The sequence below is a fragment of the Rhodoferax ferrireducens genome, from assembly GCF_049302455.1.
GTDB lineage: Bacteria > Pseudomonadota > Gammaproteobacteria > Burkholderiales > Burkholderiaceae_C > Rhodoferax > Rhodoferax ferrireducens_B.
The window spans coordinates 18060-32985 of sequence record NZ_JBAQMD010000011.1 but is presented as its reverse complement, the minus strand read 5'-3'; the positions used below and the strand labels follow the sequence as shown (position 1 = coordinate 32985).

14 protein-coding genes are annotated in these 14926 nt (G+C 61.6%); 11 read left to right on the top strand and 3 right to left on the bottom strand.

Going from position 1 to position 14926, the window contains the following annotated elements; genetic code table 11:
• Positions 1–39: 39 nt before the first annotated feature.
• On the bottom strand, positions 40–1113 hold the full coding sequence (locus WA157_RS01365) for a LacI family DNA-binding transcriptional regulator (RefSeq protein ID WP_422619240.1): 1074 nt from the start codon (positions 1111–1113) through the stop codon (positions 40–42).
• A 274-nt stretch (positions 1114–1387) separates the two neighbouring features.
• Here WA157_RS01365 and WA157_RS01360 point away from each other — a divergent pair, with 274 nt between their 5' ends.
• Positions 1388–2560 carry a fumarylacetoacetate hydrolase family protein gene (locus WA157_RS01360; protein WP_422619239.1) on the top strand — a complete coding sequence of 391 codons (1173 nt, stop codon included), beginning with the start codon at positions 1388–1390 and terminating at the stop codon, positions 2558–2560.
• A gap of 30 nt (positions 2561–2590) precedes the next feature.
• Here the strand turns inward: WA157_RS01360 and WA157_RS01355 are convergent, their stop codons facing one another.
• Together WA157_RS01355 and WA157_RS01350 are read right to left on the bottom strand one after the other, a co-directional pair.
• On the bottom strand, positions 2591–3439 hold the full coding sequence (locus tag WA157_RS01355) for a fumarylacetoacetate hydrolase family protein (protein ID WP_422619238.1): 849 nt from the start codon (positions 3437–3439) through the stop codon (positions 2591–2593).
• A gap of 63 nt (positions 3440–3502) precedes the next feature.
• Positions 3503–4237, bottom strand: coding sequence for an SDR family oxidoreductase (locus WA157_RS01350; protein ID WP_422619237.1), 735 nt, complete (start codon positions 4235–4237; stop codon positions 3503–3505).
• Between the two features lie 221 nt (positions 4238–4458).
• Here WA157_RS01350 and WA157_RS01345 point away from each other — a divergent pair, with 221 nt between their 5' ends.
• The 10 genes from WA157_RS01345 to WA157_RS01300 all read left to right on the top strand — a co-directional run bounded on the left by WA157_RS01345 (position 4459) and on the right by WA157_RS01300 (position 14926).
• A complete protein-coding gene (locus WA157_RS01345) occupies positions 4459–5214 on the top strand; it encodes an SDR family NAD(P)-dependent oxidoreductase (protein WP_422619236.1) in 756 nt (251 codons plus the stop codon).
• 168 nt (positions 5215–5382) lie between these two features.
• Positions 5383–6447 (top strand): Ldh family oxidoreductase, encoded by a 1065-nt coding sequence (locus tag WA157_RS01340; protein WP_422619281.1) that lies wholly within the window; start codon positions 5383–5385, stop codon positions 6445–6447.
• A 79-nt stretch (positions 6448–6526) separates the two neighbouring features.
• Positions 6527–7627, top strand: a complete 1101-nt coding sequence (locus WA157_RS01335) for a four-carbon acid sugar kinase family protein (protein WP_422619235.1) — start codon at positions 6527–6529, stop codon at positions 7625–7627.
• Between the two features lie 19 nt (positions 7628–7646).
• Positions 7647–8660, top strand: coding sequence for a 4-hydroxythreonine-4-phosphate dehydrogenase PdxA (pdxA, locus tag WA157_RS01330; RefSeq protein WP_422619234.1), 1014 nt, complete (start codon positions 7647–7649; stop codon positions 8658–8660).
• 50 nt (positions 8661–8710) lie between these two features.
• Positions 8711–9490, top strand: coding sequence for an SDR family NAD(P)-dependent oxidoreductase (locus tag WA157_RS01325; RefSeq protein ID WP_422619233.1), 780 nt, complete (start codon positions 8711–8713; stop codon positions 9488–9490).
• A gap of 166 nt (positions 9491–9656) precedes the next feature.
• Positions 9657–10373 (top strand): FadR/GntR family transcriptional regulator, encoded by a 717-nt coding sequence (locus WA157_RS01320; protein ID WP_422619232.1) that lies wholly within the window; start codon positions 9657–9659, stop codon positions 10371–10373.
• Between the two features lie 122 nt (positions 10374–10495).
• A complete protein-coding gene (locus WA157_RS01315; RefSeq protein WP_422619280.1) occupies positions 10496–11410 on the top strand; it encodes a sialic acid TRAP transporter substrate-binding protein SiaP in 915 nt (304 codons plus the stop codon).
• Positions 11411–11422: 12 nt separating this feature from the next.
• The gene (locus WA157_RS01310) at positions 11423–11989 is read left to right on the top strand and encodes a TRAP transporter small permease (RefSeq protein WP_422619231.1); all 567 of its coding nucleotides are present in this window, start codon (positions 11423–11425) and stop codon (positions 11987–11989) included.
• A 12-nt stretch (positions 11990–12001) separates the two neighbouring features.
• Positions 12002–13399, top strand: coding sequence for a TRAP transporter large permease (locus WA157_RS01305; RefSeq protein ID WP_422619230.1), 1398 nt, complete (start codon positions 12002–12004; stop codon positions 13397–13399).
• Positions 13400–14926: a UxaA family hydrolase gene (locus WA157_RS01300; RefSeq protein WP_422619229.1), complete on the top strand. Its 1527-nt coding sequence runs from the start codon at positions 13400–13402 to the stop codon at positions 14924–14926.

Genomic DNA, 14926 nt, shown 5'->3' with positions numbered 1-14926 from the left:
TGAACGAAGGGTTGTAATCATGGAAAACCCTTGGGCCTATCAGATGACCGCGGTGTGGGATGAACCGCGCGTCACCAGACGGCCGGACAACAAGATCTGGCGCGGTGGCAATTCCAGACCCTTTAGACGCTCAATAAGGCAGCCCGCTGCGATGCGCCCCAAATCGTCGGTCGGCTGGGCGATAGTGCTCAGCCCTGGGCCAACATAGGGCGACCACTCGGTGTCATCAAAGCCGACCAGACCAACATCGGGGCCCAGACGCAAGCCAAGACGCGCCATGGATGCCACCACTCGTAAAGTCACGACAGCGTTGCTGGTGAGCACGCCGGACAGGCGCTGGCCAGCGCGCTTACGCAGGTCGCGCAAAGCGTTGTCCATCGCTTGCCCCCCGTCCCCTGTGCTTTCGAACGTACGGCCTTGCAGGCCGGCGATGCTCTGCGAGAACTCGCTGATAAATCCGCGAAAAGCAGCTTCTCTCTCTTCACGAGAACTCACGTCCGTGACCGGTTCTGACACAAACAACAATTCGCGATAACCCGCCTCCACCATATGACGCAAGCCAAGGCGCACGGCGCCAGCGTTGTCCAAGGACACAAAGTCGGCTTGCATTTCATGATGACGCCGGTCTACCAAAACCACTGGCTTTCCGTGGCGAGCGGCATCGGCGGCGGCACCGGCATCATGTCCAAGGGTGTTCAGAATGAAGCCTTCTACCTGGTAGGCAGTGAGCGCTTCAATGGCTTCACGTTCACGGCCGCTGTCATTACCCAGGTTAAAAAGCATGAGCAGGTAGCCGGCTTCCTGGCAAGCCTTTTCTGCACCACGCAGAACCGCCACAGAAAATGGATTGGTCACATCGGCCACCACCAGTCCAATCAGCCGTGAGCGGCCACGTTTAAGTGCCTGCGCCATGGGGCTGGGGCTGTAAGAAAGGGCGGCAATGGCTACTTCCACTCGCGTGGCAATTTCCTTGGTGAGCAGTTTGTCGCGATGGTTCAGAAATCTGGAAACCGTTGCCTTGGAGACACTTGCGGCGCGTGCGACATCCGCAATTGTGGCGCGTGCCGAAGCCGGGTTGATTGGGATGGATCGCGGAAGTTTTTTTGTGCTCATCTGAAATTTGGCACGGATTTAGGGTCGAGCTGAAACCAGTTTCAGCGAATGGTAGCATTAGTTCACCAAGCATCTTTAGTTGTGTGGCCTCCGATACGCCCCGACCGCCCATGGTTGCGGACGATCGACCGGCGATCGGGAACGGGCCTTTGAATTTGAGAGCGGCTTACCCGCAGCCATTCGCCCGGCCTGCGCGGGTTAGACTTCGACACGCTTCCAGGCCGCTGCGTCGAATGGTCCTGGTCATGAACGTTTTTTTGAAAGTGTGTCCGCTATGTTTGATCACCTGTCGAGCTCGATTTGTCTTCCAGTTGATGCCGCCACAGCAACTCTGGTGGGCCGTGTCTGGTTAAACGATGTCGGGCCAGTGCTGGCGTGCATCAAACCCGACGGTGTCTATGATCTGAGTCCGGCGGCGGCCACGATGTCGGAACTGCTGGAGATGGACGACCCCGTTCGTGCGGTGCATCAACATGGCGTCACCCGCATTGGCGACACCCAGGCGGTGCTCCGAAACTCCTCCCAGGACGAGCGAAACCCGGCATTGCCCTGGTTTCTTGCGCCGTGCGATCTGCAGGCTATTAAAGCCAGTGGCGTGACTTTTATTTCATCCATGCTGGAGCGGGTCATCGAGGAGCAGGCGCGAGGAGACGCCAGCAGGGCCGAAAGCGTGCGACAGGCGGTCGTGGCGGTGATCGGTGACAACCTGAGTAGCATCAAGCCCGGCTCCGAGGCGGCGGTCATGCTCAAGAAGGCTCTGCTGGCGCAAGGTGCATGGTCGCAGTACCTGGAAGTGGGCATCGGCCCTGATGCCGAGATTTTCACCAAATCGCAGCCCATGAGTGCCGTGGGTGTTGGCGCGGAAGTCGGCATCCATCCCAGCAGCCACTGGAACAACCCCGAACCGGAAATCGTATTGGCGGTCAACAGCCGCGGGCAGGTCCGCGGCGCCACGCTCGGCAACGATGTGAACCTGCGCGACTTTGAAGGGCGCAGTGCCCTGTTGCTGGGCAAGGCCAAGGACAACAATGCATCGTGCGCTATCGGGCCATTCATCCGCTTGTTTGATGAACACTTCAGCATGGACGCGGTGCGCCGTTGCGATCTGGCGATGCAGGTCACGGCGGCCAACGGTTTTCTCATGCAGGGCAGCAGCTCCATGAGTCAGATCAGCCGTGATCCGCTGGAATTGGTCCAGCATGCCTTTGGCCCGCATCACCAGTACCCGGACGGTTTCATGCTGTTCCTGGGTACCATGTTCGCTCCCACGCAGGACCGGCATGGTCCCGGCCAGGGCTTCACGCATGAATTGGGCGACGTGGTAACAGTCTCGACGGAAACCCTTGGAAGCCTGGTCAACCGTGTCAACACTTCGGATAAGGTTGCGCCGTGGACCTATGGCGTTAGGGCGCTGATGCAGGATCTGGCCCGGCGCTGTCCACGCTGACGCTCAGGCGATGCCTTGAACCTATTTACCTCAGCGCGTGAACGGCACGACCAACTGGTGCTGCTCGCCCAAGCCCTCGATCCCCAAGGCCATCACGTCGCCATTCTTTAGATACAGCGGTGGCTTCATGCCCAGGCCCACACCGGGCGGCGTGCCCGTGGTAATCACGTCCCCGGGCATCAATGTCATGAACTGGCTCACGTAGCTGACCAGCTTGGCGACACTGAAAATCATGGTTCGGGTTGAGCCGGTCTGCATGCGTTTGCCGTTGAGGTCCAGCCACATGCCGAGTCTTTGCGGATTGGGCACGTCATCGCGTGTCACCAGCCAGGGGCCGAGCGGGCCGAAGGTGTCACAGCCTTTGCCCTTGTCCCAGGTGCCTCCGCGCTCGATCTGGTACTCGCGCTCGCTGAGATCATTGATGGTGCAGTAACCAGCAACAAAGCTCAAGGCGTCTTTTTGTGACACATACTGCGCTTTCGTGCCAATCACCACTCCCAGCTCCACTTCCCAATCGGTTTTCTTGGAGCCCTTGGGCAGCATGACCGGGTCATTGGGCCCCTGGATGCAGGTGGTGGCTTTCATGAACACAATCGGCTCCTTCGGAATCGGCAGCCCCGACTCGGCGGCATGGTCGGCGAAGTTCAGGCCGATGGCAATGAACTTGCCGACACCGCTGACCGGGCTGCCCATGCGCGGCGAGCCTTTGACCAGCGGCAGATTCGCCGTCTTGAGCTTGCGCAGCCTGGCCAGCGCGGCATCCCCGAGTTGATCGGGGCCTATGTCCTTGATCACGCCGCTCAAGTCGCGCAGTTTGCCTTCGGCATCAATGAGGCCGGGTTTTTCTTTGCCCGGCTTGCCATAACGAACGAGTTTCATAGTTTCTTCCTTTGCGTTGATTGTTGGATGATCAGTTGAGGTATCCGGCCAAATCGAGCTGGTTCATATGGTCATGCCACCGTCCACCGAGAACAGCTGGCCGGTAGCAAACACCGATTCGTCGCTGGCCAAGTACACCACGATGGGTGCAATTTCGTGGGCTTGGGCCAAGCGTCCCATGGGCTGGCGCGCGATGAAATTCTTGCGCGCCTCAACCGGATCTGCATAGCTGTTAATACGGTCACTCAGAGAGGGCGTATCCACGGTGCCTGGAGCAATGGCATTGCAGCGAATGCCCTGTCCCACAAAATCGGCTGCGACCGATTTGGTCAGACCCACCACAGCAGCCTTGCTGGCGCCGTAGGCGAAGCGGTTGGGCAGGCCCTTGAGGCTGCTGCACACGCTGGACATGTTGATGATGCTGCCACCACCAGCCTCAAGCATCTTGGGCAGCGCCGCCTGGATCATCCAGTACTGCGCGCGCACGTTCAGGTTAAATGCGAAGCTCCACTCGTCATCCGTGACCTGAAGGATGCTGCCGTTGTGAACAAACCCTGCACAGTTAAATAGCACATTGACCGGTGCGATGCGCGCCACCAGGTCCTGGATGGCAGCCTTGTCCATCACGTCCAGCCGGGCCGTGGTGACATTGGCCACGCCGGCATAACTCTCCAGCAACTGGGCGTTGACATCGGTGGCCAACACCTGCGCACCCTCGGCGGCCATCGCCAACACGCTGGCGCGGCCAATGCCCTGGCCTGCGGCTGTGACCAGTGCTGTTTTTCCTTTGAGTCTCATGGCTTCTCCCTTGGTTAAAAAAGGCGGACGCACACTAGCCTTGCTAGGGTTTCTACGGATGTTCAACATCGCAGATCGTGCAATTATGAATTGGCCTTACCACCCGGCCAATTGAGACTAACCCTAATTCACTTAAGTTATGAGACGAACCATTCTCGTTTGGAGCATGCCCATTGTCATGCGCCTGCTACGCAAGAAGCAGATAACAGAGGTGTATGTCAATGGATGATCTGAAAGGCAAAGTCATTCTTGTTACGGGTGCGTCCACCGGTATCGGTGCAGCCTGTGCAAAAGCCTTCGGCGCACTCGGCTGCAAAGTGGCGGTGCACTACAACAGCTCCAAGGCCGCTGCGAAGGAGGTGGCCGAGGCGGTCGAAAAGGCCGGCGGCGAGGCGCTGGTGGTCCAAGGCGATCTCCGCCGCAGCACCGATTGCGAACGTGTGGTCACGGAAACGGCCAAGCATTTCAAACACATAGACGTGTTGATCAACAACGCTGGCGCCTTGGTCAAGCGCGTGCCTATCACCGATGTCAGCGATGAGATTTTCGACGACATCGTGGGCCTGAACGTACGCTCGATGTTGATGTGCACCAAGTACGCCGTACCGCACATGACGAAGGGCAGCAGCATCATCAACTTGACCAGTATCGCCGCGCGCAACGGCGGTGGGCCGGGCGCCAGCCTGTATGCCGGCTCCAAGGGCTTTGTCAGCACTGCGACCAAGAGCCTCGCCAAGGAACTCGCGGGCCGGCAGATTCGTGTCAATGCCGTCGCCCCTGGCGTGATCACCACGCCGTTCCATGACAAATTTTCCACGCCCGCGCAACTCGAAGCGATGCGACTGACGATCCCGATGGCTCGGCTCGGCACGGCCGACGAATGCGTCGGCGCTTTCATTTACCTCGCCTCGGAAAAGCTGTCCAGCTATGTGACCGGGCAGATCATCGAGGTCAATGGCGGGCAGTACATGCCTTGACGCTGCCCATTGCCCAATCCCAAGCGACGAGAGTTGCTGCAAATTGATCAACCCAATCAGGGCGTAGTAACCGCGCCGCTTCTACGAGGAATATCTTATGGCCGAACGTAATCAATGCCGCTTTTCAGGCGCTCATGCCGGTGTGACCGGCGGCAGGGCCGCCTGCTGATGGGCGCCACTGATCGTTATTGCGCTGAGGCGTTGACGGGCTTCGCAGTCAAGCTGCTACAGACGGCGGGGGTGGATGGTGCGCCGGCCGAGGCGGTCGGCCGGACGCTGGTCGAGGGCGACCTGATGGGCCACGACACACACGGGCTGGCATTGCTTGCACCTTATGTCAAGGAAATCGAGAACGGCACCATGACCCGCTCGGGCACCCCGGAGGTGCTTGCCGATCGTGGCGCCTCTCTGCTGTGGGACGGGCGGCGTTTGCCCGGGCCCTGGCTGGTGTTGAGCGGCATTGATGCGCTGGCGCCGCGCGCCCGCGAGTACGGCAGCGCGACGCTGGTCATCCGGCGCAGCCACCATATCGCTTGTCTCGCCACTTACCTGCTGCGCGCGACCGAGGCCGGCTTCATGTTGCTGCTGGCGAGTTCCGACCCGGCCGTACAAAGCGTTGCACCGCACGGGGGAACGCGGGCCGTCTTCACACCCAACCCGATCGCTGCCGGCATCCCGACTTCGACCACGCCATTCCTGATTGACATTTCTTCCTCAATCACGACCAATGGGATGAGTGCGCGCTTACAGAAAGCGGGCAGGCAGTTCGACCAAGCATGCATGCTGGATGCCGAGGGCAATCCGAGTCGCGACCCGGGCGTGCTCTCCACGAATCCACCCGGCACCATCATGCCCCTGGGTGGCATGAACTCAGGGCACAAAGGCTTTGGCCTGGCGTTGCTGGTCGAGGCGCTCACCGGCGGGCTCGCCGGCCACGGTCGCGCTGATCCGGCCGACGGGTGGGGCGCCACGGTGTTCATGTCTCTGTATGATCCGGCGGCGTTCGGCGGTGCCACGGACTTTCTGCGCCAGACCGATTGGCTCGGGAACGCGTGCAGAAGCAATCCGCCGCGGCCCGGCTTCGATGCCGTGCGTATGCCTGGCGACAGGGCACTTTCGCGCTGGAAGGAACAGGTGTGCGATGGCATCATGCTGCATCCGACCATCCCGCCTATGCTCGCCGAATGTGCGCAACGCTACGGTATGCAGTTTCCTGCGCCGCTTGAAAATTAATGGTGTCTGGAAATATGAGAGGGTTTGGCCGGATGCTGCGGAGCTGGAGTTCAGGGCCGACTGGCGGCTGCGCAACGACATGAAATCCTGGCACATCCTGGCCGACGATCTGACCGGCGCGCTCGACAGTGCCGCGGCATGGGCCAGCGCGGGCGATGTGCCGGTGTTTCTGGATGAGCCTGGCCCATCCGCACAGGCGGTGCAGGTCGTCGCCACGGGCACACGCGATGTGTCACCCACTCGTCTGCCGGCCTTGCTGGCGCCCAGCCTGGACTGGCTGGGCGCCAGCGGCAGCGCCTTCAAGAAAATCGACAGCCTGCTGCGTGGCAACACATTTGCCGAACTCGCCTGGCTCATGCGCAGCGGGCGCTTTGCTGGCGTGGTGTTCGCGCCGGCCTTTCCCGCGCAGGGGCGCTTCACGGCCCAGGGACGCCACTGGGTGGCGCCACCGCACCAGCCCCACGGCCCGCGTACGCACGAACATGCCGGCACGCTGGTGCAGGCCTTTGCCAACGTTGGCCTGAGCGCGCGCATTCCAGTCCGTGTGCAAGATAGCCTGCAAGACGCGGGCAAGGTCGTGATTCCGGACATTTTGAGCGAGCACGACCTGGACCGGCTCGCAGGTCTCGCTGCCCAGCCGCAGGCGCAACGCTGGCTGTGGTGCGGCAGCGCCGGACTGGCCTGGGCGCTGGCGCGGCAGGCCGCAGCCGCAGCACCGTCAGGCGCAAGCAGCGACGCCTCGACGGCCCCACCAGCCCCTGCAGAGGGTTTGACCCTGGTGCTCACCGCCAGCCGCCACGCGGTGCTGCGAGAGCAGTTGCGTCACCTGCCACCGCCCGTTGCAGGCACCGACCTGCTCGATCTGGCCGAGGCCCAGCCTCTTTGTCCTGCCCAGGCGCGGGCTCGGTTAAGGCAACAAATGCTTGCCATCGTCACCACCCGGCCCCGCCCGACCACACTGGTGGTGGTGGGCGGCGACACTTTGCTGGCCCTGTGCCGGGCCGCCGACGTGCGCAGCCTGCAGGCCAGCGCCAGTCCGCGCGCGGGCTGGGGCCGTGCCCGTCTGGTCGGTGGGCGGTGGGATGGCCTCACTTGTTATTCTCGTTCGGGCGCCTTCGGCCCGCCCGACGACCTGCGCGCCCTGTTGGCCACACTCTCCCTTTCACTTCACACAGATTAACTTCCAAGGAACGCATCCCATGAACACACCCATCCGATTGGCCCTGACCATGGGCGACCCGGCGGGCATCGGCCCCGAGATCATTGTCAAGGCCGCGCACCAGATGCGCGATCTCGTCGCGCAGGGCCGCATCGAACTCAAGGTGTTTGGCAGTGCACAGGCACTGGAGCAAGCCGCACGCCTGCTCCAACTCGACACCGCTGCGGTAGTGGACATGATCGACGTCGGGCCGGTAACGCAGCCGCTGACCATCGGCCAAATCAGCGAAGCGGGCGGTCACTGGGCCTACCGTGCCGTGGAACGTGCCGTGCAGCTCTGCCAGAGCGGCGAGGCCGACGCCATCGTGACCGCCCCGCTGTGCAAGGAGGCGCTGCACATGGCGGGCTATCCGTTCGAAGGCCACACCGAAATGCTGGCCCATCTGACCGGCATGCGCGATGGCGTGATGATGCTGGCCCATGGGCCGATGCGCGTGACCCATGTCACCACCCACTGCGCCCTGGCCGAAGTGCCGGCCCGACTCACGCCGCAACGCCTGCGCCGTGTGCTCGACGTGACGCTCGAAGCGCTGCACGCGCTGGGCATCCGCCAGCCGCGCGTGGCCGTGGCCGGGCTCAATCCGCATGCAGGCGAAGGCGGCATTCTGGGCAAGGAAGACGGCGCCGTCATCGCCCCCCTGGTCGCCGAATACGCCGCGGCTGGCCATGCTGTGACAGGCCCCTGGCCCGGAGACACGGTGTTCATCAAGCTGCGCGCCGAGCAGTTCGATGCGGTGGTGGCGATGTACCACGACCAGGGCCACATTCCGGTCAAACTGCTGGGCTTCAGCATCGACCCGGCCACCGGCGTGTGGCAAGCGGTCAGTGGCGTCAACATCACGCTGGGCCTGCCGATTCTGCGCACGTCGGTGGACCACGGCACGGCATTCGACATCGCGGGCACGGGCCGTGCCAGTGCCGAGAGCATGGTCGATGCCATCCAGTACGCCATGACGCTGGTCCAAGGCCGACGTGCCGCACGTCCTGCAGTCTGACTGCGCTGCCCCAACCCGATCAAGCTCTAGACATCATAGGAAAACACAACATGATCAACCCCTCCCAGGTGCTGCAGTTTGCCGGCAAATCTGTTCTGGTCACGGGCGGCGGCTCCGGCATCGGTGCGGCCGTCGCGCAATCCTTCGGCGCGGCTGGCGCGCGAGTCGCGGTGCATTACTCACGCAACCAAGAGGGTGCGCAAGGCGTAGCCAATACCATCCGGCAAGCCGGCGGCCAGGCCATCACGCTGGCGGGTGACATGCTGGATCGGAAAGTACCCGACCAATTGGTGGCGCAGACGGTCCAGGCCTTCGGCGGTCTGGATATCCTGATCAACAACGCGGGCGACATGTTTGGCCGCCGAGCGCTGGAGCAGGCCAGCGACCAGGACTTCGACCGCGTGATCGGCCTCAATATTCACGCCGCCTTCGCCATTTGTCGCGCGGCCGCGCCCGTGATGCGTCATGCCGGGCGTGGCAACATGATCAACACCACCTCGATTGCCGCGCGCACCGGCGGCAGTGATGGCGCGGGCCTGTACGGTGCGGCCAAGGCGTTTGTCAGCACCATGACCCGCGTGTTCGCGCGCGAGATGGCACCGCACGGCGTGCGCGTCAACGGCGTGGCCCCGGGCGTCATTCTGACCGACTTTCACGCACGCAACTCCACGCCCGAGCAGCTCGAAGGGGCACGCCGCGGTATCCCGATGGGACGATTGGGAACAGCCGACGAATGTGTGGGAGCCTATCTGTTCCTGGCCGACGATGTGCTGTCGGGCTACATCACCGGCCAGATCATCGAGGTCAATGGTGGCCAGCTCATGCCCTGAGCATGCAAGCCCAGACCGCGCGGCGCGGCTTGCGGTTTCATGACGGTATTTGAGGCAGTACAGGGTTTAACCGGATGCCCGGCAGTTCGAATCATGAGATTATCAATTGGCCTGACCAATTGTCCAATTCTGATCAACCTCTAACAACGTTTCAAGAGCGCCCAGCATGCCACTGCAAATCATCCAACCGCAACGCTTGTACCGCCAGATTGCCGAGCAATTACGCTCGCTGATCAGCAAGGGCGAATTTGCGGCTGGTACACGCCTGCCAGCCGAGCGCGAACTGGCCAAGCAGTTGGGCGTGAGCCGCCCTTCGGTGCGCGAAGCCCTGATTGCGCTGGAGGTGGAGAAAGTGATCGAGGTGCGCACCGGCTCAGGCATTTATGTGCTCAAGCCCAAAGCCCGCCAGCCCTCACGCAAAAAGACCAACGGCACGGTCGAGTGGGGGCCATTGGAACTGATGCGGGCGCGCGAGCTGGTGGAGAGCGAGGTGGCGGCACTGGCTGCCCGCAACGCCAAAAAAGCAGACCTGCAGCTCATCGGTGACGCCTTGCAACAAATGCGCGACGAAGTCGCCAAAGGCCAGATACCCCGTGAGGGCGACGAGGCCTTTCACAATGCGATTGCCCAAGCCTGCGGCAACGAGGTGCTGCGCGACACCATCTGTGGCTACTGGCAAGCCCGACACGGCACGCTGTTCGAGCGACTGGGTGACTATTTTGAAGACCAGAACTCCTGGGATTCCGCCTTGATCGAACACGCCGCGGTGCTGGAAGCGATCCGCGCCCACGATGCGGGCGCTGCACGCAGCGCCATGCAACGCCACTTGAAAAAAGCCCATACCCGTTACAGCGCGAGCTGGCGCCGCGCAAAGCCTTCCTGACACCCAGCAATTTCACAACCACCAACCGAGGAGACATCATGAAAAAACGTGAATTGACAACAATCGCAATTAAATTAGTAGCAGCATGTGCATTATTCACAGGGGCTGCAGGCACATTTGGCATTGCCAGTGCGCAGACCAAACTCAAGTGGGCCCACGTCTATGAGACTTCCGAGCCCTTCCACAAGTGGTCGGTCTGGGCCGGTGACGAGATCAAGAAGCGAACCAACGGCCGCTATGAGGTGCAGGTCTTTCCGGCCTCATCGCTGGGCAAGGAGTCCGACATCAACCAGGGCTTGACCCTGGGCACGGTGGACATCATCTTGACAGGCGCGAGCTTTGCAGCCGCCAGCTACCCGCCGCTGGCCGTGACCTACTTCCCGTTCATTTTCCGCGATTCCGAACATCAGCTCAAATACGCCAAGAGCGATGTGTTCAAGGAGCTGGCCAAAGGCTATGACGACAAGACTGGCAACCACATCACGGCGCTGAACTACTACGGCGCCCGACAGTTGACGTCCAACCGCCCCATCGCCAAACCCGAAGACATGAAGGGTCTGAAAATCCGCGTGCCTGACGCACCGGCTTACCTCGCGTTCCCGAAATCGCTGGGCGCCAATGCCACACCGATTGCATTTGCCGAGGTCTATCTGGCCCTGCAGAACGGCACCGTGGACGCGCAGGAAAACCCGCTGCCCACCATCCTGGCCAAGAAGTTCTTTGAAGTGCAGAAGAACATCTCGCTGACTGGCCACATCGTGGATTCACTTTTGACCGTCGTCGGCGGGCCGCTGTGGAACAAGCTGTCGGACGCTGACAAGAAGATTTTCAACGACGTGATGCAGGAAGCCGCCGAGAAAACCGGCCGTGAAATCATTGCCTCGGAAATTCGTCTGGTTGACGAGTTCAAGAAGAAGGGCATCAACGTGATCACGGTTGACAAAAACGCCTTCCGCGAAGCTGTGTTGAAAAACGCCAAGCCGACCGACTTCGGTTACCGCCAGGCTGACTACGACCGCATCATTGCGATCAAGTAAGCAGGACCAGCCATGCAAGACATCGATGCGCTCCCCCATGTCATGGGGGACGACGGCCAATTCCACGCGCAGGATGAAGCCGTCGATCTTTCGGGCACCACGCTGGAAGCCTGGGTGGCGTTGGGCATCTTCTGGATTCTTGGCGCCACCGTGTTCTACCAGTTCTTCACCCGCTATGTGCTCAACGACTCAGCGGCTTGGACCGAAGAGATTGCGCGCTATTTGCTGATCGGCGTGGTCTTTGTCGGTGCCTGCATCGGTGTGAGCAAGAACAACCACATCCAGGTGGATTTCTTCTACAAGTTCATGCCGCCCAGGATGGCCCGCCTCATGGCCACTCTCGTGGACGTGATGCGCGTGGTGTTCTTGGTCGCCTTCGCGGTGCTCACCCTGATGATGATGAACAAGCTGAGCACCGCGCGCATGACGATGATTGACCTGCCGATGAACCTGGTCTATGGCGTCTGCATGGCTGGCTTTGTGGCCATGACCTGGCGTGCCATCCAGGTGGCGCGCTTTCACTGGAAGCGCGGTTATAGCGTGCTCGAACGCCCTGAAACAACCATGGATGACGCCTGAGCAAAACACCCTATGCTGAAAATCATTTTCCTGTTGCTATTGAGCGGTGGCATCCCGGTGGCCATGGCCATGGCCGGCTCCGCACTGCTCTACATTTGGTGGACCGGCACGCTGCCGCCGTTTGTGGTGATCCACCGCATGATCAGCGGCATCGACAGCTTTCCGCTGCTGGCCGTGCCCTTCTTCATCCTGGCGGGCAACCTGATGAACAACGCTGGCATCACCAATCGTATCTACAACTACGCGTTGGCGCTGGTGGGTTGGATGAAAGGTGGCTTGGGCCATGTCAACGTGCTGGGCTCGGTTATTTTTGCCGGCATGAGCGGCACCGCCATCGCCGATGCAGCCGGCCTGGGCACGATTGAAATCAAGGCAATGAAGGACCACGGCTACAGCACCGAATTTGCCGTGGGCGTGACGGCGGCCTCGGCCACGCTGGGCCCGATTATTCCGCCAAGCTTGCCCTTCGTGATCTACGGCATGATGGCCAACGTCAGCGTGGGCTCACTTTTTCTCGCCGGCATTCTGCCGGGAGTGGCGATGGCGCTTCTAATGATGCTGACGGTGGCCTACTTTGCCCACAAGAATGGTTGGGGCGCCGACGTCAAATTCGAGTGGCCGCGGGTGATCAAGGCGCTGATTGAAACCGGGGTGGTGATCGCCTGGCCCGTGGTGCTGTGGGCGCTGATTGTCAAGGTCGGCCTGCCCGCACAACTGACGGTGTTTGCCGGCCTGGTCGCGCTGTTTATGGCTGACAAGTGGTTCAAGTTTCAGGCTGCGCTGCCCATCATGACACCGGTGCTGCTGATCGGGGGCATGACCACCGGCATTTTCACACCCACCGAAGGCGCCATTGCGGCCTGCCTATGGGCTATGGTGCTGGGCTTTGCCTGGTACAACACACTGACTTTCAAGTCGTTTGTGAAAGTCTGTCTGGACACCGTGGAGACCACCAGCACGGTGCTGTTCATTGTGGCGGCGGCCAGCATCTTTGGCTGGATGCTCACGGCTACCGGCGTGACCGCCGCCATCAGCGAATGGGTGTTGGGCTTTACCCAAAACCCCTACATGTTCCTGCTGCTGGCGAATCTGCTGATGCTGTTCGTCGGCTGCTTCCTGGAGCCGACCGCGGCCATCACCATCCTGGTGCCGATCCTGGTGCCTATTTGCCAGCGGCTCGGCATTGATCTGGTTCACTTCGGTCTCGTGATGGTACTCAACCTGATGATCGGCCTGCTGCATCCCCCCATGGGTATGGTGCTGTTTGTACTGGCGCGGGTAGCCAAGCTCTCGGTGGAAAGAACCACCGTGGCGATCCTGCCCTGGCTGGTGCCCTTGCTGGGCAGTCTGGCCATCATCACCTACTTTCCGAAGCTCGTCCTGTGGCTTCCAAATATGGTTTTTAATTAAATGACACCTTTTATCCGCCTCCACCCCAGCGATGATGTGCTGATCGCCCGCCAGCAATTGCTGGGCGGCACCAGCGTCGAAGGGATCCCGGTCAAGGGCCTGATCCCGGCCGGCCACAAAATTGCGACGCATGCCATGGTCCCTGGCGAGCCGGTGCGGCGCTACAACCAGATCATCGGCTTTGCTTCCCAGGCCATCGCACCCGGCGAGCACATTCACACGCACAACCTGGACATGGGCCCGAACAAGGGCGACTTCGAGCGCGACTATGCCTTTGGTGCCGACGTCAAGCCAGAGCCGGCACGGCGTGAAGCTACGTTCATGGGCATCAAGCGCGCCGACGGCCGCGTCGCCACGCGCAACTACATCGGCGTCCTGTCCAGTGTGAACTGCTCGGCCACGGCGGCGCGTGCCATTGCCGACCATTTTTCGCGCCAAAACAACCCGGCTGTGCTGGCCGCCTTCCCCAATGTGGACGGCGTGGTGGCACTGACCCACGGCACCGGCTGCGGCATGGACAGCGGCGGCTTGGGGCTGCAGATTTTGCAGCGCACGCTGACCGGTTACGCGACCCACGCCAACTTCGCCGCCGTGCTGGTGGTGGGGCTGGGGTGCGAGTCGAATCAGATCAATGCCTGGTTGGCCAACAGCAGCTTGCGCGAAGGCGACACACTGCGCGCGTTCAGCATTCAGGACACCGGTGGCACGGCCAAAACCGTCGCCAAGGGCATTGCGCTGATCAAGGACATGCTGCCCCAGGCCAACGCGGTCAAGCGCGAGCCCTGCAGCGCCGCGCACATCACCATCGGCCTGCAATGCGGCGGCTCGGACGGCTACTCCGGCATCAGTGCCAACCCGGCGCTGGGCGCGGCAGTCGACTTGCTGGTGGCGCACGGCGGCTCGGCCATCCTGAGCGAAACCCCGGAAATTTATGGCGCCGAACACCTGCTGACGCGCCGTGCCGCGCGCCGCGAAGTCGGTGAAAAACTGATAGAGCGCATCAAGTGGTGGGAGCACTACACCCAGATCAACGACGGCGAGATGAACAACAACCCGTCACCGGGCAACAAGGCCGGTGGGCTGACCACCATCCTGGAAAAATCGCTGGGTGCTGTCGCCAAAGGCGGCACCACCAATCTGCAGGCGGTCTACGAATATGCGCAAGCCGTGAAGGCTCACGGCTTGGTCTACATGGACACGCCCGGCTACGACCCCGTCAGCGCCACCGGCCAGGTCGCCGGCGGCGCCAACCTGATTTGCTTCACGACCGGGCGCGGCTCGGCCTACGGTTGCGCGCCGACACCCGCCGTCAAGCTCTCCACCAACTCGGCGCTGTGGCGCAAGCAAGAAGATGACATGGACCTCAATTGCGGCGAGATCATCGACGGCAGCAGCACGGTGGCCGCGATGGGGCAGCGCATTTTCGAGCTTGTATTGGCCACAGCTTCAGGGGCCAAAAGCAAGAGCGAGTTGCACGGCTATGGACAAAACGAGTTCGTACCCTGGCAAGTCGGCGCAGTCATGTAA